Below are 18,197 nucleotides of genomic sequence, written 5' to 3' on the forward strand. Positions count from 1 at the left end.
TTCCGGGAATGGTGTAGTCGTGGCTACAAAAATGGAAAATACTATCCCTCGATTTAACCTGTAGCAATAAGTTTTTGGAGAAAAGTATTAAAAATTTTTTAGACATGACAAGACTGATTTTAATCATTACACATCTTCTGACCATTTCAGGCATTGCACAAAATACAGATGTAATCCTGTTTACGGAGAAAGGGGAGAAGTTTTATCTATCCATTAATGGCGGGCAGGTCAATGACGCACCTGCATCACGGGTCGAGGCATTTGATGTGGCTGGTGATTTTGCCCGCATCAATGTCAGATTTGAAGAGGCAGGCGCTCCTGTATTATCAAAACAAATGATGCTGGAACCAGGTATGCAGATGACGGCCATGCTTAAAAGGGGAAAAAAAGGAAAATACGTATTCAGGCCTGTTAGTACCCATCCTAAACCACCTGCCGCCGAGCAAACCGTGAGTATTCCTGTCACTGTCGAGCCATCAAATGCCCGACATGCGGATGCAACTGCCATGGCTGATAACAGGCAGGAATCATCAGGAAGCCTTTTGAATTTGAAAGTAAACGAAAACGGGGGGGTAAATTTGCGTGTAAACATTCCCTCTGATGAAGCCGGAGTAATAAATGATGGCAGTACTGATCACCAGGTAAGTTCCGGTTATTCCTCCGGCAACATTACCGCAAGGGTTGAAGGCAAAAAGATCATTTTAAGCGACGGAAGGATGCTGGATTGGAAATATACAAAAATCAAAAGCCTTACCGGCGTGGAAATAGAAATGGAGGAACCTGTTGGGGCCCAAGTGGCCATTTCATACGATGGCCAAGTGACGCACGAGACAGATGTGCCTTTTTTCTACCGTGAACCCGATTGGAAAAGGTTTAAGGATTATTTCAAACTCACCGTGAGAGAGGCGAATGGAGCTACGTGGAGTGTCAAATTGCAGCACAGCAGCAACAGCAGGATTTTAATTGACAACCTCACAGGAGGTGGAGCCAATACAAACGCCCAACCTGTCGCAAGTACCGGTAACAACGATTGCTCAGGCATGTCGGACCAGGCTTTCAGAAAAGCCATAACTTCCATAGAAAACAAAGCTTTTACCGATGAAAAAATGAACATCGCAGGGCAGATTCTCAGGGTTAATTGCCTTTACGTAAGCCAGGTTAAAACACTTATGGACCTTTTCACCTATGAAGAAGACAAAATTGCCATAGCAAAAAAATCCTATCCGAGAACCATCGATCAAAACAATTACTATCAACTGAATGACGCATTAACCTATACAGCGTCTGTCGAAGAACTCAACCGGTTTCTTGAAAGTCAATATTGAAGTTGAATTATATGCGATTGTTATTGTTAATAGGCTTTTTATTGCCCTTGACAGTATTTTGCCAGAAAAGGGATTATAAAAAAGGACTCGCTTTTGAAAAAGAAGGGGAGGTTTTGCTGGCTATAGATCATTACAAGCAGGCTTTGTACAAAAACATGTATTACTCCGGGGCAAAGGCCGGATTGAAAAGATGTGCCGAAGCCAGGATGGAGAGCCTGTTGAGCGAATATTTTATGGCCCGGCAAAAAGGCGATTGGAAGGAGGCGGCTAAGATTTTTGAAACGATAGAGACCCTCACGGATGAAATGGCTTATTTTTCTATCGAAATCGACTTGCCTGCTTACCAGAAGGCCCGCTTTGCAGCGGATCGCCAGAAGATACAAGAAAAGTCCGAAGCGTTGTCTGCTTCCGGCAGACAGGAAGAAATGGAGAAAAAAGCCTTCATAGCTTTTGAAAATGGCAACTATTTTTTGGCTTATGACCTCTACAGCAGTCTTCTGGCTTCTGAGCCGGAAAACAAAGACTATGCCCGTTATCTGGACCAATCAAAGACAAAAGGAAGGATGTCGATGGCTGTGGCTGACCTTCAGGATCAAAATAGCAGGCATACCGAAGCTTTGAAAACTGCGATGTTGTCGGCAATAGCCCAATGGTCACATCCACTTCTGACAATGATTGAAAGGGAGGATCTGAATGCACTGATCAGGGAACAGAAAAGGGCGTTTACCGGGCTTTTCGAGGAAAGCTCAACCGCATCTCCCGGAATGCTAAAAGGCGTAAAACACCTTCTTATTGTTCGACTGGAAGATGTCCGGTATAAAAGGAATACAGGAAAACCTATCGGCCAAACTGCCTATGAAAAGGTACGTTCCAAAGTTTTCGATGAAGCAGGGAACTGGCGGATAAATGAAAGATACCTGCCCCGTGATTTTTTCGAAAAGTCCGATCATGCCTCTATGACCGCTTCCCTTCATTACAAGCTCCTGGAGGTGGAAACGGGAAAGATATTGACTGCCAACAAAGTTTTGGGGACGGTTGAAGATGAAAAGGTGGTTTCGACCTATAATGGTAATACCGGTACGCTTTTTCCTGTTAGGAATGGGGAGATTGTTATCACTGGCGAGTATGTAAATGAATTCAGGGCATCTTTCGGACCTCAGAAGGCTTTAAAAAGTGAAACCCGGCTTTTTCATGAATTGGAACAGCAATTGGCTGCCGCTGCCATAGCACATTTGAAGGAATTTTTACTGGGGGTGAGTCTGTGAGAAAAGTATTGCTGATATATTTTCCGGTCTGGTTATCGATGACCTGCAGCCCCCGGATGTCTACTCATACCATCGAGCCACCTATGTCTGGCCAGGTGCAGCCGGTGGTAAGCCGTAAACCGGATTGGGTGATTAGAAAACCCACCCAAAATGGTTATTACGTCGGCCTTGGAAGTGCCAGAACCAGTCAGGTAGACTACCACCGTGTGGCCAAGGATAAGGCATTGGAAGATATGGTAACAGAAATAAGTGTCACCGTAGACGCTACATCATTTTTGTATCAAGCAGAGTTTGGGAGACAGTTTACGGAAAGGTATGAGGCTTTTATCAAAACCAATAGCCTGGAAGAACTGTCGGAGTTTGAACTCCTGGATGATTGGACAGATGGTAAAGAGTATTGGGTAGCCTATGGTCTATCAAAATCACGTTACCGCGAGTTAAAGGATCGAGAACTGCAAGCTGCAAAGGCCATTGCCCTTGAGCATCTGAAAAATGCCGGTTTTAATGAGCAGCATGGAAAGTTTTTGACGGCTATCCACAGCTACCTGAAAACAATCGATGCTTTGAAGAATTACCTGAATGAACCGGTCCGTGCAAAGATCGGTGAAAATGAACAACCGGTTGTTCTCTATTGTATCAATGCTATCCAGGGAATCCTTAACGACCTGGAGATAGGAGAGAAGCAAATCGATATCAGCGCTGCAAAACGAATACCCGGGAAGATTACACTTCTCTGCCGGGGCTCGATAGCAGAGGGATTCCTTCTGACGGGTATCGACAGACAATTTACAACCAATCAAAACGGGCAAATCCTGATAGGGATGGATGTTGTGACAGGTCGTGCGGTGGTTACCCTGGCCTTATCGAGGGAGATGTTAAGAACATTCGGAAGGGATCATGTGATTGTTGATGAAATTGTCGATTCGTTTAATCTTCCGGTCTTTGATGTGCGCGTTTCCATACTGCCGGTAACGCTTCACATTCGGAGAGAACCACTTATTCAGGAAGCCGGTGAACCCCGGTCATCGATAAAACCTGCTTTGGTTAACTTTTTGAGTGCTCATGGGTTTATTTTCGACGAAAAACCTGAAAACTCCGATTTCAGATTAACCTACAAAGTCACCACCCGGCATGGTCCGGAGACTAACGGCTTGTTTGTATGTTGGGCAAATCTGGAAATCCGCTTTTCAATGCTGACAATGATTTGATATACAGTGATCAACTGCTTGGCGTGAAAGGTATTCATTCATCTTACGCGGCGGCGGAAGTAAAAGCCGTAGAGAACATAACCCTGCTGTTAGAAGAAAAAATTATTCAACCATTTATTAAACATGTTTTTTAAAATACAATGACCATGAAAAGAATATTGTTATACACTTTGATTATTACAAATGTAGTCTTGCTGGAGGGATGTAAATCTTCCAAAAAACCTTCCGCAACAGGTCCTACACCTCCGGGTGAGACAGATGTGGTATTACCATGTTCAGGGGCTGAATATTTTACGAATGAAAAGGTCTTCCGTGCCAACTCATTGGGGGAAAGTCTGGACCAGGTATTGTCCAGAAAAAAAGCCCTCACCAATGCCAGGGCAGACTTGGCTTCCAATATTCAAACCACTGTCAAGAACGTTACGGATAATTATGTCAACTCCAGGGAGTTCAATAACAAGGAAGAGGCCGAAGAAAGATTTGAATCACTAAACCGTGAGGTGGTTAATCAGCGGCTTTCAGGCGTAAAAGTTATTTGCGAAAAACTTACCAGAACCAGCGAAGGAAGATACAAAACCTACCTGGCCATTGAACTTTCCGCCACGGATCTGATTGCGACCTATAATGAGCGGCTTTCTAAAGACGACAGGCTGAAAATCGACTATGACTACGAAAAATTTAAACAGACCTTTGAAGAGGAAATGAGGAGGGGGAGGAATTGATAATTGACAGTTGACAATTGATAATTTAATTGATAATTAATGGTTGATATGTATCCATATCCATGATCACCCCCCTCCCTAATTGTCAACTGTCAATTTAAATTTAATACCGAGACAGGTTGAACTTTAAACCGACCCTGGCCCACCAGGAATAAAATTCCTGGAAAGTGGGATGTGATCGTACGCCCTGGTAGAATCTTACCGGGGCGTCGGTAATGTTAATAACTTCAGTAAAAACTCTGAAATTGTCCCGGCAAGCCTACTGGATGATATGGATACAAGTTATTGATAGTCATACATTTGTAAAGAAGTGGCCGTGCTTACAACGCTAAGGATACTAACACTAAAATAAGAAGGTCCTGCCTGACTTCAGCATTAAGAAATTTAAGGGCGCGGGCGATCTGGGCTTCCACTGCTTTTTGTGATATGTTGAGTTGCAAAGCAATTTCCTTATACTTTTTTCCTTCATACCGGTTAAGCATAAAAACTTTTTTACACTGGGTTGGAAGTTGCTCAATGGCTGACTCAATATTTCTGTTTGCTTCTTCAAATGCAAATAACTCATCAGGCTTGGAATGGGTAGCTTGTATCTGATAATTTTCAATGCCTGTGAATTCATTTGAATGATCCCTGAAATAATTATAAACACTGTTGCGTACAGCAGTAAAAAAATAAGCCCTGAGCGAATCTTTAATGACAATGGTTTCCCTTTTGTTCCATAGCCTGAAAAAAACATCCGATACCAGATCCCTCGCCACTTCAGGGTCTTTTAAATACCGGAGGGAATAATTGCAAAGGACAGGGTAAAAATGCTCAAATACCACTTTAAAACTTTCACGGTCGCCTCGCTTTGTGACCCTTTCGAAGTGATAGTCAATGTTTAGATTATCCGGCATTTCAGCTTTAAAGTTTTAGTGAATTAAGCAAGGTCGATTACAAATGTATAGGTCAAAATTTAATCGATCGGCTAATTAGTGTTAAGTTATTGCTAAGTCTGTGTGAAGTTAAGCGGCGGCGGCATTTCTTAACGATTATTTAATCGAAAACCGGAGAGTCGTCCAATATGATTACACTGACCAAAGCACTTGCTACTGACATAGACGCGGATGCCATTGGAGCGACTGTCAATTTGCAACTGCGTGAAACCCGTGATGAACCTGCGCTTAATCTTTTTGCTGCTGGCGGACTGAACAGCGGGGCATTATCAAATCTACCAGGGCAGTGATTCAATTTAAACGCTCCCCGGCATGATATTTATCATATAAGTCTTATTTTTGCTTGTATGGAAACCAAAGCAAAATTAAATATTACAGGCATCGACGGAACGGTTACACTGGCTAATGGCGTGCGTATGCCCTACCTGGGACTGGGTGTTTATCTCGCCGAAGATGGCAATGAGGTCGAAAAGGCCATAGCTTATGCTCTGGAGGCCGGATACAGACACATCGATACTGCCGCCATTTACGGAAATGAAGAAGGCGTTGGAAATGCCGTCAATAACAGCGCTGTCGATCGGGAAAACATATTTGTCACTTCCAAAGTGTGGAACTCTGAGCAGGGGTATGAAAGTACCTTACAAGCCTTTGAAGAAAGCCTTAACAAGTTGCGATTGGATTACCTGGATCTGTACCTTGTCCACTGGCCTGTCAAGGGAAAATACAAAGATACCTGGAAAGCTATGGAAGAGATCTACCGGCAGGGAAAAGCCAAAGCCATTGGGGTGAGCAATTTTATGCAACACCACCTAGAAGATTTGCTGCCGGATGCCGAAATTACACCTATGGTTAATCAGATGGAGTTTCACCCATACCTGGTCCAGCAAAACCTGCTGGATTTTTGCGACCGGCATGGTATTCAATATGAGGCGTGGTCACCTTTGATGAAGGGAAAAATATTTGAAATCCCGGAGCTTGTAGCCCTGGCCGGCAAGTATCGAAAAACAGTGGTTCAGATTGTATTGCGCTGGAATCTGCAGAAAGGGGTGGTGACGATTCCCAAATCAGTGAAAAAGGAAAGAATCATCAGTAATGCCGATATTTTTGATTTTGAACTTAGCACGGAGGATATGACCGGCATCGATGCCCTGGATAGGGGAGAAAGGGTTGGGCCGGATCCTGATAATTTTAATTTTTAGCCAGAGGTTTTCGCCTATAAAAACATACAAGCACAGTCTTAGGTTGTGCAACAGCCACTAGTGCTCGCTGCCATGCACTTCGTCCTCAACGCTTTTTTTGATTTTAAGCCATGCCAACAGCACAAGGAATACAATACTACAAATTATCTCAAGAACAAATCCGATTCTAATAAAAATATCATTTAAAATGTAAAGATAAATCAGCCAAGCCAGATGCGTGAGCAAATTGATCGTCAGAAAGGCCATAAGCAAATTGCCTTTCCGAAAATACCCTTTCAGAATAATCTTTATAAAGAATAAAAAAGATAACAAAAGATGAAAAACTGTGAAAATAAAGGCGATCACCCCAAGGTTAACATTTAGCAAGGAAAAACACATATTTAAACCCATCTTCTTACAAAATCAATAATTTTATGATCTGCCCAATGCTAAATTACAAGAGAAAAACGGCATCGAAAACAGGGTTTTATGCACATGATCCCGGGTATTATTTCCCATAGCTCATGCATAAAATCACGGATTGAATGATTTTTTATATTGTTCTCAACTTACTTATTTCGGGAAAAAAAGCTTATGAAAACCACAATTAGATTTTTTTTTCTACTGACCATGACTTTAGGTGTATCTTGCCTTTATACGTATGCCCAGGACACTTCCCTAAAAAGCTCCCTTAAATTTGAAAAAGAACATAAGCTGGACTTAGATGATTTTTTCAAAAGCCCATCACAAGCCAGGCAAGGGAGAAACAGGTTTGAAAATGTCTTCAGGCTTAAAAAAAAGCAAGCAAAACGGCTTGAAATCCCGGAACTAAAGGAAAAGATTGTAATGTCAGCGTTTATCCGACTTTACAGATCGGCAGACTCGGCTGCACAAATAGCCTTGAATGACAAAGAACGGTATATTACTGCATTGAAGATTTATTATGGATTAGACAGCCATGGGTTGATAAAACTTTTTTATCAACCCATTTACTTGGCTATTTATAAATCCAAACGCCGCAGGGTAAAAGGCTGTATTAAACCGGTAGACAAAAATTTATATTACTGTTACAAAAAGCCGGATAATCCTGGTGGGCCAATCCTTTCTTTTCAAAAAGCAGATACAGGGGACGTCAGGGATGCATTGGAACAGTACAAAACTCAGATACAGATAAAGCATCGTAAAAAATGGAGATCATTCGAAAACAGATCGAATTGGAAAGGTGATTCGAAATCGGCTATTTTTTCATTTCAGGAATTGTTTCTTTTATATCATAGGAACGCTTGTTGGGAAGATGATGATAGCAATGAAGGTAGGGTCGCAGATTCCTGTGACTACTCGGAGCCAATAGTTCCTCTTAATTCAGCTCATTTTAAGAAAAACTTCCGGTTAAACATCTTTGCACGGAAAAGGAACAAACATACCCTTGTATTTAAATGTCCGGACTGTACAATATACAAGTTTTTGGTACCTCCAAGTGGCCATTTTGGCAATCTGGCTCATTTGTGTCCACCTAGTTGTCAGAAGTTAATCTATCCAATCAAAAGATAAATACAATAAACCACTTTAAAAGAAATGATTTAAGCAAAAGTTTTTTATTTTTGGGAAAGTTTCATTAAAAAAGACCAGCATGCTACAGGTGATAAAAGAATCATTTATTCTTTTTGTTGCGTGTGGGGTGGGAGGATATACTTTTAAAGAATTAAATGGATTTTTAAAGATTAGCTGCTTCCAGGTAGTATTGGGCATGGTCAACTATGCAGGGGCCCGGGCTGTCACAATTTATCAAAAAAGCCATGATCTTCCACTGAACAATCAATGGGTCTTCAATATTTATATACTTTTGGAATGCGGCTTGTTGCTGTGGGCAGGTTATGTTTATTTTAATAACAAAAGAGCTGGCAGGTATATCATTGCCGGCTTTGTTATTTTTTTGGTTATTTATGTTTATCAGCTATCTAAGCAAGGATTTTTATTATTTGCAAATTATGCCTTTCTTACCGAGGGAATAGTAACAGTTTCTATATATATTTTCATTTTGTTTGGTTCTGTGGTGAAAAGACAACCACCAAGGAGAATTAAACCGGAATTCTGGCTCAGCCTGGGGCTAATTATGTATTTTTCGGGTAATGTCCCATACATGGGTCTTGTTCATTATTTTCAAAAACTTTCAGCCGATCTAAACACATGGCTTTTTTATTTTATTACGGATGTTTTAGGCAACCTCCGTTACTTGATGGCAGCGATAAGTTTTTGGCTGTATGCCAAACAATAATATATTTAAAGCCCACTTTCAAATGATTGACTATGATGTTGTCATAACAATTATACTTACAACACTGCTTATTTTGATTCTCATAGCGGGGATAACTATTTCTTTTTTTATGGTGAGCCGGCAACGTGCCAATCAGCAAATTGAACTAACACGGGCACGCCTAAAATATGAAAAGGAGCTTAGAAAAGTCGAAGGAGAATTAAGTGAGCAACTTATGCAACATTTCGGTCAAGAACTTCATGACAACATTGGACACCTGCTTACCTGTCTGCGCTTGGAAGTTGAAAACAGAAAACTTGATAACCCTCAGCTTTGCGAAGTACTTAAGTCTGCGGACCACTATCTGGAAGAAACTTCGGTTCAATTAAGATTACTTAGCAGATCGTTAAATACTGATTATTTGGCCAACATCGGTCTAAATGAAGCTATTCAACTTGAAGTAGACAGACAAAAAAACCTTAAAAAATTTCAAATTCAATGGGAACATAATTATAGCAGGAATGAAATTGACAAAGATCAGGAACTGATTATATTCAGGATATTTCAAGAAGTTGTCAACAATGCTATTCGTCATTCCAGTGCTAGAAATTTATGTATTTTATTGAAAGATTACCCCTACTTTGAACTAATAATTAAAGATGACGGATGTGGTTTCAAGGTACAGGAAACCCTAGACAGTTTAAGGTCTTCAGGGCTCCGTAATATTATCAAAAGGTCTGAAATAGCAAAAATAAACTGCAAAATTGCGTCGTCACCTGGCCATGGTTGTACCTATATACTCCGAAAAGATCAGAAGAAAACCTAAAAGAAAATGGAAAATAAAAACATCATATTAGTCGATGATCATATCATTGTCCGCAATGGGCTGAAAGAACTCATCGAAAAGTTAGGGAAATTCAAAATAATTAACGAATTCGATAATGGCAGGCAGTTTGTCGATGCCTACCCGTTTGATCCCCTACCGGATCTAATTATATTGGACATTACAATGCCTGAATTGGATGGAGAAGAGGCCATAGAAATACTCAATGGTTTTGGCTGTCAGGTTCCCATCCTTATACTTACACTGAATGAAGATGAAACCCGAATACTTAAGCTATTTCGATTGGGTGTGAGGGGTTATCTACAAAAAAACTGCTCTGCGGCAACCATGCGAGAGGCTTTAAATGAAATATTCCGCTGTGGTTACTTTCACAATGAATTTTTAACCTATTCCCTTCAAAATGAGATCGCTCCGGAGAAGAAAAGCGAGCAGGAAATGATCGTAGAACAACTATCCCACAGAGAGCGTGAATTCCTTAAACTGGTTTGTCACGAAGGTGAATACACCTATGATCAAATTGCTGGCATAATGGGCGTTCAACATCGCACTGTTGATGGATATCGCGAGTCTATTTTTGAAAAATTTGCGATTAAGTCGAAAACGGGATTGGTCTTGTTCGTTTTAAAACATCAACTTTTTGACAACCTTTAAAATACCAACCCCTTACAGGCTATCTTCCATCACTACTTACAGGTAAAAACCCATCACCTCAACAGGGTATAAGGCCCCTTGCGACACGCATTAACTACCCTTGATCGCTATCGCTGACTTCCGGAAATTTGAATTAACAAGTTTTATAAAAAGTAATACATATTGTAAATCAAATGAAATAGCCATGTCACAAGATTTAATCACTATTCTAAATCAATCCATTGCGGACAAAATCGTCAAATCGGCCAAATATCCGATCGATTTATTCGACATTAACCAGCCTTTCCCGCACAAAGTTCAAAGCGCATTCGAAGTATCGAAAGGTTTACAATACGACTTCACAAGTAATGAGATAAAAGACTTACTTACCAGATCGTATAATACCGGTTCGATTGCGATCGATTATGCTGGTAACAGCACCGGAGACTATGACGCCAGTAATGACAACTCCATTGAAGAGGCTGTGCTCAATGAAGCATCCCTGGTAGTTATGGAAGCAAAAAGTGCTTTGAAAGCCTGCACAGACCCTGCTTATGAAGGCCCTCCAAAAGAATACCTGGAAACCATCATAAAAAAAGGAGTGCCAGGACTTTATGAGTCAACTGCTAAAGGCATAAAGTTTAAGTTCCATATTCCAAAGTTATCCGGAACAGCATTAAGCAGACCAGATGTCATTTTCAATAGCCCTGCAACACAACTGAAAAATGGCCAGGTTAGGGCAAATGCAACCGGGGAATTATGGATGCGAAGACCTTCAATCCGCTGCAGCCGGTTATGCACGCGATGGAGAATTACCTGGAAGTGGGTAAGGGTATTTAGAATCTCCATTTCATTGAAATTTAAGATAGAAGCCCTTGCCACAGCATCAATTAGAAATTCCATGATTGTTGTACAAGGAAAATTCACAAAGTTCAGATTGGACTACAAGTATTTCCGAAAAATTAAGCTGGAAGGAATTGTCAATAAGGCCATGGCGGACCGGCTGGTATATCTTTATGATACTTCAAAATTAATCGCTTCAATACCAGTGCTGGACGCTCAATTTGGCATTGATAAGGTCTATTTGCCTGCGGCTTCCGGTAAGCTTCAGGTAGGTGTACGGATAAAAAAAATATGATATCATCCGGAAAAACAGAGACCAATTGATACCAATTATGTGTCGATAGCACCTGTTTTATAAATTTCTACATCAGGCAAATATCCAATCTTGGGTATTGCCTGATGGCGTAAAATCTGCTCTTTTTAAATGTTAACAAAATTACTTCATTTTCTAAATATTAGTTGTCATGCCTAAATATGTAACACTGATTTTATTGCTTTTCACAGTAGCCGATCTGCATGGACAATCATCCCAAAAAGGGTGTAAGATAACTATCCAATATGATCGCGTAAAAAGGAAATATGTACTCAATAGTTTTCAAAATGAAAGGTGCCAGCTTGGCAGGAAAGAGGCTATTAAATACTATTTTGAAATTGAGAATCCCAATGAATACAAATATGATTTACGAATTCTAAGTGCAAAGACTGTCAATTTCAAAGTAGGCATTCCCGGGTCGCTGAGTGCTTATTTTGGTTTGATAAGTTTGGATCAACAGCCCATCCCACCTGGTCCTAATGTAATTCCAGGCCCAGAAACTCTCAAGGTTGGAAGTAAAGAATTGTCTTTAGAAGATCTGAGAGGTAAATCGACTTATAAGGACAATATAATTCTATCAGAGTTAGAGATATCCAATAGCCAGTTACCGTATTACCGTGACTTGATCGAATCCTACGAATTGCTAAATTCAAAAATTAAAAAATACAACGATATATATAAAAATATAAATTATGTGAATACTAACAGCTCCAAATTCCTCCATATCCTAAAGAATATGGAGAATTATCCTCAGGATATGATGCGCTTTGTCGATAAGGAACTTGCCAAATATACCAGCAAGTATGGAGTAGATGATATTAACATGCTGGCGGACTCAATAAGTAACGATTTATTGGCGCTGGATGCCCTTAAAGAGACTATAGACAAAACGATTGATTCCAGGCTTAAAGTCGACCGTAAGTTACTAGCCTCAATAGCAAGCATTAACTTATCCCATAAGTATGTCAAAAATAAAATCAAGATTACTGAGCGGTTACCCATCCTCCAAAATCTCGCAAACCCTAAGAAAGTGCAAACCACCGAAAGCTTTTATTACACCAAAAATGCCGATGCAGCGCGAATAAATGTGGCCTTAACTAATAAATACGCTCCCAAAGACACCGTGTTTATTCAAAAGATAGATGCCCCCATTTGCAAAGGTATGGATATAGATTTTTCGACCGGGTTCTTATACAACTCACTTTGGGAAAGAAACTACTTTTTGGATAATGAGATCACCATGAATAGTCAGGGGGAAACAGATACCACCAGGGTCATTAAACGAGAAGATGGGTTCGAGGGAGATATTACCTTTGGTGCATTGGTTAATTTTTCCTTTCGGCGATGTTGGGCACGGCACGGCCCCTCTCTCGGATACGGAATCGGTTTAACCGATGGAAAATCCAGATACTTCCTGGGCTGGCACGCGTTGTTTCTTGAGAAGCAATCATTGGGAATTTCTGCCGGTTTGGTATGGAGCAAAGTGAAGAGTTTGAGTGAGACGGTTTCTGATGATGGCAGAAATCCGAATAACCCTGTACCACAGTCGCTTTCTTCCGTTCCTACATTCGAAAAAATGAAGACAGGCTATTATATCGGCGTTGTTTGGAACTTTGCCAGAAAATGATAGTTGCGCAGTTACTTCGGATAATGAATTTTACTCAAATTTTAAATAAGTCGAATTTGCAGAGGCAAAGAATTATCCGGAGAAATTGAGTAGGGGAAGATGTATGATAGTAGGAGAATTTTGGGACAACGAAATTGTTCTTTCATAAGGAAATGGCAGTTTTGAGCTTGTATTCCTCCCAGTAGGTAAATTTTTGCATGTACATGCTGTTTTTTCCAAGGGCACAAAAATTGTAAAACTTTTGATGCCGGTTACAATTTCCCTAACGGCTTCGACCTATACACAATAAATAACAGGTTCATGGTTTTATAACAGATTTCATAATTCACAACCAACCGGCGGCAAGAGAGATTTTTTCATAATGATCGGCATGGCCCGGTTGGGCCATGTTTTTTTCTTTGGGTGTACGAACTGATCAGTTAATGGAAATTGAATTACCCTCGACCCAATGTTTATATTCATCTGTATAATACAGGTAAGCCGAACTGGCAGCCCCCGTATAGGTTCCGGGTATCTCAGCCTTCAAATCCAGTTTAACGGTTTGAATCGCCTTCGGTGCCATTTCGCGGTAATAGAGGATTAATTTACCACCTTCAAGTTCGTAGAAATCAAACACTTGTTTTTCCTGTAATTCTTTTAGTTGCCAGGGTTGTACACTTAGTCCGGCCGGTATACCGATTACTGCCATGGTCATAGGCAATCCTTCAGATGATTTATTTTTGAGTGATGCCGTCAGCCTTACAGTTTCGTTGACCTTTACGGCCGGTTTATCAAGTGAAGTGGCCAGGCTGACTTGACACTGAGCATTGGACAGCGGTTTCTTGGTATACCATTGGAGATCTACGGAGTACGATAAAGGTTTGCCGGTTCCATTATACAGAATTCTTAAACTATGTACTTTGTTGCTTTCAAAATTTCTCGCAAACGTATCTAAGACAAGCTTTTCTTTGGTTTCTTTTTCGTACGGAAGCCTTTCAATGATTTTATTGTCCACCAGGATCTGTATTTCTCCATCATCCAGGGTCGTGCCTAAGAGTTGGGCATATGCTGTCAATGCTTTGAGGGCGGTGGCAGTGGCTTGTGTCGAGCCAAAACCACCGAGGTGGCGGTTATTCAATATTACCTGCATGCATTTCTCGATGAGTTCATAATCCGGGGTAGCGGCTTTCATCAGAGCGACAGCCCAATGGGCGACGGTTTCGGTTTGCAGTGAGGTGCCATAACCCCTGACGATTGAGTGGTCCATTTTCAGACCGGCAATTCCTTCACCGTTCATCTTTTCTCTGAAAATATGGATTAACTTACTGTAATCATCCGGTTTACCCAGGTTAAAAGCAACATTGGCCATCAACGCCATACGGTACATGTCTCTGCTTTTGAGCGATTCGGTCAAGGCGTGGTTGTATTCCTTCAGCATATCTTTTGTTCCGGTTTCTGATAATGCAAAAGTTATGTAAGCGTCGTTAACCGCTTTGGAGGCGGCAGAAAATCCATATTTTCCAAGGTTTTGCTTAAATCCGCCTCTGCCAGTACGTCTGCTCAGGAGCCAGTCCCGGGTGCGGTTCACCATCTTTTCATCCACCCCGGGAAAAACTTTCTTCATTTCATGGAATTGCAGTAACCCATAAGCACTTAGCCCCTCGTGCGCCGGAGGGTCGCCAAACCACTCAAAACCACCTCCATTTATTTCGTAGGCCGTAAGTTTTTTATAGCCATTCTTAATATAAAACAGCGCCCGTTTTTCAACATCTGGCCTGATAGTGCCAGATTGATTCAGAAACTGCAGGGCCAGAATGTTTGGGAAAGTGCTCGACGAAACCTGTTCAAAACATCCGTGTGGCATCCGCAAAATAGATTCGGCACCTGTGAAAAGATCACCCAGGATTTCCGGAAAAGCAGTGAATTTTCCTTTTACCGAGCCAAGTTCCGGGTCATGAATAGTGAAGCGAAAGGTCTTGTCCAGTTCCCTGGCAGCAAAGCTTAAACTCACCGGAAAACCTGCTGGCTGCACATCAATCCGGTGTTTGATTTCATCTTGAAATCCGGGTGATTCCAGTTTTAAGGTGATGGGAAATGTTCCTTTGATGGCTTTTGAAGCAATAGTAAACGCATAAGTTTTGGAAGATTGCGGAGGAACCTGAATTTGTATTTCAGTGGACTCGCGGACGGAAAGTTCCTCAGGTAGGGTCAACAGGATTTTGCCTGTAAGTACCGATGCAGTCTCATTTTTTACCCGTACCGGCAATTTTAAAACATCCTCGAAGCCGAGAAAATCAGGCAATTTAGCATCCAGGGAAAACGGCAGCCGGGTATAGTAGGCTTCTTCATTCCGCCCGATCAGACCGGATCCGGTGATTCCTTCCGCAGTTATTCGAAAAGCACTGACAGCATCGTTGTTGTAAAATGAAAGTTTTGCCTTACCATACTCATCGGTCGCAACTGTATGTTTCCAATAGATCGCAGACCGGAAGTCCTCACGTTTGCCCTGGGCTTTGAAAGCAGGCGGAGGGACATAAAACTCCCTTACAGGTGAAAATTGACGGGGATTAATGGTAACGTGGGAATATCTGGCCGGATTTTTCTTGTATTTAAAATTCAGATAGTGACTCATTCCGGGCCAGGTAGTAATCAATATGGCTCCATGAGCCGCAGCACTTCCAAATAATGCAGTAGCTTCCGGAGAGTGAATAAATTCAATAGTCTGTATGTTATCCGGTCCGATCATATGGCTGTTTGAAAAATTTTGGTTTAAACCGGTGCCGGCAGGGTGCCCATTAATTACATATAGCGGCTCAGTGCTGCCAGCGCTAAGCGAGCTGTTTCCCCTGATGGTCAGATGAGTCTGCGAACCGGCATTCCCTGTTTGTGGTTTAACGGTCACGCCGGCCACCCGGCCCTGGATAACATTTTCAACCGCCGGCGAAGAAAATATTGTTTCCAAACGGTTATCACCGATCTTAACAACACTACCCACTAAATCATTTTTGTTTCCAACACCGTAAGCCAAGACGATAATTTCCTCTAACCGGCTGTTGTCTTCTACCAGGCTGATGTTCAATTCATTCTCACCGGCAAATTCCCGGATTTCATTGGTGGGCGTCAGGGCAGGTATCGCATCAGCCACATCTTCAACAATATCCGGAAGAGAAGTGGTTCCTCCCCGGTGTTCGGATAAAACCTGAATTGTTTTTTCTGTCGGAAGGATAATCTGCCCCGGTTTTTTTGTGAATAGCAGCACAGGAATGGTGGGGTCGATGTTCCTAAAAACAAAATTCCCTTCCTTAGTGGTCTGAACACTGGCAATTCTTTTTCGGTTGCCCGTTTCCAATAATATTACTTCCGAAAGAAAACCGTCTCCGGCGGTATTGACAACCCTGCCGGTGAGGTTTTTCACCTTTTCCGGAGTGATTGTGATCGTCCTTTTGGTTTCTTTTACCTCCTTCCAGGTAAATCTTCGCCAACCCTGTGTCATCAACAGGTAATCAAGTGCCTGGGCAGCTTTCAATTCCTGTGGGTCAAAGTAAAATGAGGGCTCCTGCACTTCCCCTTTTACCTCCGAAGACAAGAGGAAGGCAGATAGTATGTTATCCTGCTTATCATCCGCAAAAGAGATCAGTCGATCATCTGTCACAGACAGCGAAAGTCTGGCAGGAATCGGTTTTCCATCGCTATCACTGGTTTCAATGGTCAATTCAACCTTTTCACGCGGACTGTAATATTCTTTGTCAGGATGAAGCCGGATGTTTAACCCTTTTTTACCTTTCAAGAAAACCAGCCGCTCACATTGTTCCACACCATTTTTATCAAATAAGGTAAAGACAGCAATGCCGGCAGGAAACTTTTCGGTGGATACTTTGACTAAATTTTCACCTTTTACCAGGCTAACCTTTTTGGCATAGACAATTTCACCATGAACGTGGCTAACAAGGTGTACATTGCCCGAAACAGGCGCATGAACCAACCATTCAATGAATGAATCGCTGTTTTCTTTCAGATTGAATACAAAACCAGAGACAAGAGCAGGTGGCAAAAGTATCAAAGTTTCATTACCTGCGGGGGTATCGAGGCGGACAAAATATTTTTTACCTTCCAACGGTTTTATATCAAAAGCCCCCATGCCCCTGTGAAAGCTTTCAAACTGCGTAATGAAGTGGCCATCCCCATCAATGACAGTGCCTGAGATGTCAGCACCTTTCCCAAATTCATTCACTGCCTTAAAAGCAATTCTTGTATTCACATTTTCAACCCAGTAGCCACCTTCGGGAAAAAATTGTACGGTGATTTTATTCAAGACAATAGGAATAGAGCGGGAAATAGACTCTTCCATACCGTTTGTGGCAATGATCGCCTGTAACAGTCCATCGGTGGTATTCAGACTATCAGGGAGCCGGAAAGAAATTTTTGCCAAACCTTGCGCATCTGAGAATACTTTTGATTCCAAGATTTCGGTTCCATCGATATTAACGCTAAAGCCGATGGAGGCATTCGCCACTTTTTCATTTTTTAAGTTGGTAACAATAAGTTGCGCATTGACCTCATCACCCGGCCCATATGATTCTTTTTCATAGTCCAGCTTAAGCAGCAGACGAGGTGTGATAACCCTTTGCACCTGGATATCTTTCTTGAACAGGTTATCTTTTCCAAAATTTTTCATCCAGCGGGTAAAAGCCCTGATTTGGTAAAGCCCACCCGGTGCTGTTTCCTGCAAATGAAAATCACCAGGCGCCGTGCCTTCTGTTATGATGAGGGCTAACCGGGAGGCGACATTTCCCTTTGGGTCTATCAATTCAACATATACCACATCGCTGAGGCCGGTAGGTTGATGTGTATTACTGTTCAATACAAATGCATTGAACCATATATCTTCACCAGGTTTATAAAATGGTTTGTCAAATTGCAGGTAAACCTTTTCTTCCGGATAGTTGGTATTGTAAGCCAGAAGGCTTTGTTTCAGCTTTTGCAGAAAATCTGAATATTGAATAAGCCGGAAACCGGAAATCATGATAAACAAAACTCCGGATATAAGTATGAAGTAATGGTATCGTCTCATAAA

14 protein-coding genes are annotated in these 18,197 nt (G+C 41.6%); 12 read left to right on the plus strand and 2 right to left on the minus strand.

Going from position 1 to position 18,197, the window contains the following annotated elements; translation table 11 throughout:
* Nucleotides 1-104 precede the first annotated feature (104 nt).
* From AC04NP_RS16410 to AC04NP_RS16425, 4 genes are all read left to right on the plus strand, one after another.
* A complete protein-coding gene (locus tag AC04NP_RS16410) occupies nucleotides 105-1,325 on the plus strand; it encodes a proline and serine-rich protein 1 family protein (protein WP_482860909.1) in 1,221 nt (406 codons plus the stop codon).
* Between the two features lie 11 nt (nucleotides 1,326-1,336).
* On the plus strand, nucleotides 1,337-2,590 hold the full coding sequence (locus AC04NP_RS16415; protein WP_482860910.1) for a CsgG/HfaB family protein: 1,254 nt from the start codon (nucleotides 1,337-1,339) through the stop codon (nucleotides 2,588-2,590).
* On the plus strand, nucleotides 2,587-3,798 hold the full coding sequence (locus AC04NP_RS16420; protein ID WP_482860911.1) for an LPP20 family lipoprotein: 1,212 nt from the start codon (nucleotides 2,587-2,589) through the stop codon (nucleotides 3,796-3,798). The genes AC04NP_RS16415 and AC04NP_RS16420 overlap by 4 nt, the downstream gene beginning before the upstream one ends.
* A gap of 146 nt (nucleotides 3,799-3,944) precedes the next feature.
* Nucleotides 3,945-4,520, plus strand: coding sequence for a hypothetical protein (locus AC04NP_RS16425; RefSeq protein ID WP_482860912.1), 576 nt, complete (start codon nucleotides 3,945-3,947; stop codon nucleotides 4,518-4,520).
* A gap of 320 nt (nucleotides 4,521-4,840) precedes the next feature.
* Here the strand turns inward: AC04NP_RS16425 and AC04NP_RS16430 are convergent, their stop codons facing one another.
* The gene (locus AC04NP_RS16430) at nucleotides 4,841-5,416 is read right to left on the minus strand and encodes an RNA polymerase sigma-70 factor (RefSeq protein ID WP_482860913.1); all 576 of its coding nucleotides are present in this window, start codon (nucleotides 5,414-5,416) and stop codon (nucleotides 4,841-4,843) included.
* 167 nt (nucleotides 5,417-5,583) lie between these two features.
* Here AC04NP_RS16430 and AC04NP_RS16435 point away from each other — a divergent pair, with 167 nt between their 5' ends.
* The 8 genes from AC04NP_RS16435 to AC04NP_RS16470 all read left to right on the plus strand — a co-directional run bounded on the left by AC04NP_RS16435 (nucleotide 5,584) and on the right by AC04NP_RS16470 (nucleotide 13,144).
* Nucleotides 5,584-5,745: a hypothetical protein gene (locus tag AC04NP_RS16435; protein ID WP_482860914.1), complete on the plus strand. Its 162-nt coding sequence runs from the start codon at nucleotides 5,584-5,586 to the stop codon at nucleotides 5,743-5,745.
* A gap of 57 nt (nucleotides 5,746-5,802) precedes the next feature.
* A complete protein-coding gene (locus AC04NP_RS16440; RefSeq protein ID WP_482860915.1) occupies nucleotides 5,803-6,654 on the plus strand; it encodes an aldo/keto reductase in 852 nt (283 codons plus the stop codon).
* Nucleotides 6,655-7,227: 573 nt separating this feature from the next.
* A complete protein-coding gene (locus AC04NP_RS16445) occupies nucleotides 7,228-8,184 on the plus strand; it encodes a hypothetical protein (protein WP_482860916.1) in 957 nt (318 codons plus the stop codon).
* 79 nt (nucleotides 8,185-8,263) lie between these two features.
* Nucleotides 8,264-8,908, plus strand: coding sequence for a hypothetical protein (locus AC04NP_RS16450; protein ID WP_482860917.1), 645 nt, complete (start codon nucleotides 8,264-8,266; stop codon nucleotides 8,906-8,908).
* Nucleotides 8,895-9,713, plus strand: a complete 819-nt coding sequence (locus AC04NP_RS16455) for a sensor histidine kinase (protein ID WP_482860918.1) — start codon at nucleotides 8,895-8,897, stop codon at nucleotides 9,711-9,713. The genes AC04NP_RS16450 and AC04NP_RS16455 overlap by 14 nt, the downstream gene beginning before the upstream one ends.
* Nucleotides 9,714-9,719: 6 nt before the next feature.
* Nucleotides 9,720-10,382 carry a response regulator gene (locus AC04NP_RS16460; protein ID WP_482860919.1) on the plus strand — a complete coding sequence of 221 codons (663 nt, stop codon included), beginning with the start codon at nucleotides 9,720-9,722 and terminating at the stop codon, nucleotides 10,380-10,382.
* A gap of 184 nt (nucleotides 10,383-10,566) precedes the next feature.
* The gene (locus AC04NP_RS16465; RefSeq protein WP_482860920.1) at nucleotides 10,567-11,499 is read left to right on the plus strand and encodes a hypothetical protein; all 933 of its coding nucleotides are present in this window, start codon (nucleotides 10,567-10,569) and stop codon (nucleotides 11,497-11,499) included.
* A 169-nt stretch (nucleotides 11,500-11,668) separates the two neighbouring features.
* Nucleotides 11,669-13,144: a hypothetical protein gene (locus AC04NP_RS16470; protein ID WP_482860921.1), complete on the plus strand. Its 1,476-nt coding sequence runs from the start codon at nucleotides 11,669-11,671 to the stop codon at nucleotides 13,142-13,144.
* A gap of 415 nt (nucleotides 13,145-13,559) precedes the next feature.
* On the opposite strand, the gene AC04NP_RS16475 is transcribed toward AC04NP_RS16470, so the two are convergent.
* On the minus strand, nucleotides 13,560-18,194 hold the full coding sequence (locus AC04NP_RS16475) for an MG2 domain-containing protein (RefSeq protein WP_482860922.1): 4,635 nt from the start codon (nucleotides 18,192-18,194) through the stop codon (nucleotides 13,560-13,562).
* Nucleotides 18,195-18,197: the final 3 nt, after the last annotated feature.

It is taken from the genome of Agaribacillus sp. DX54 (assembly GCF_056858335.1).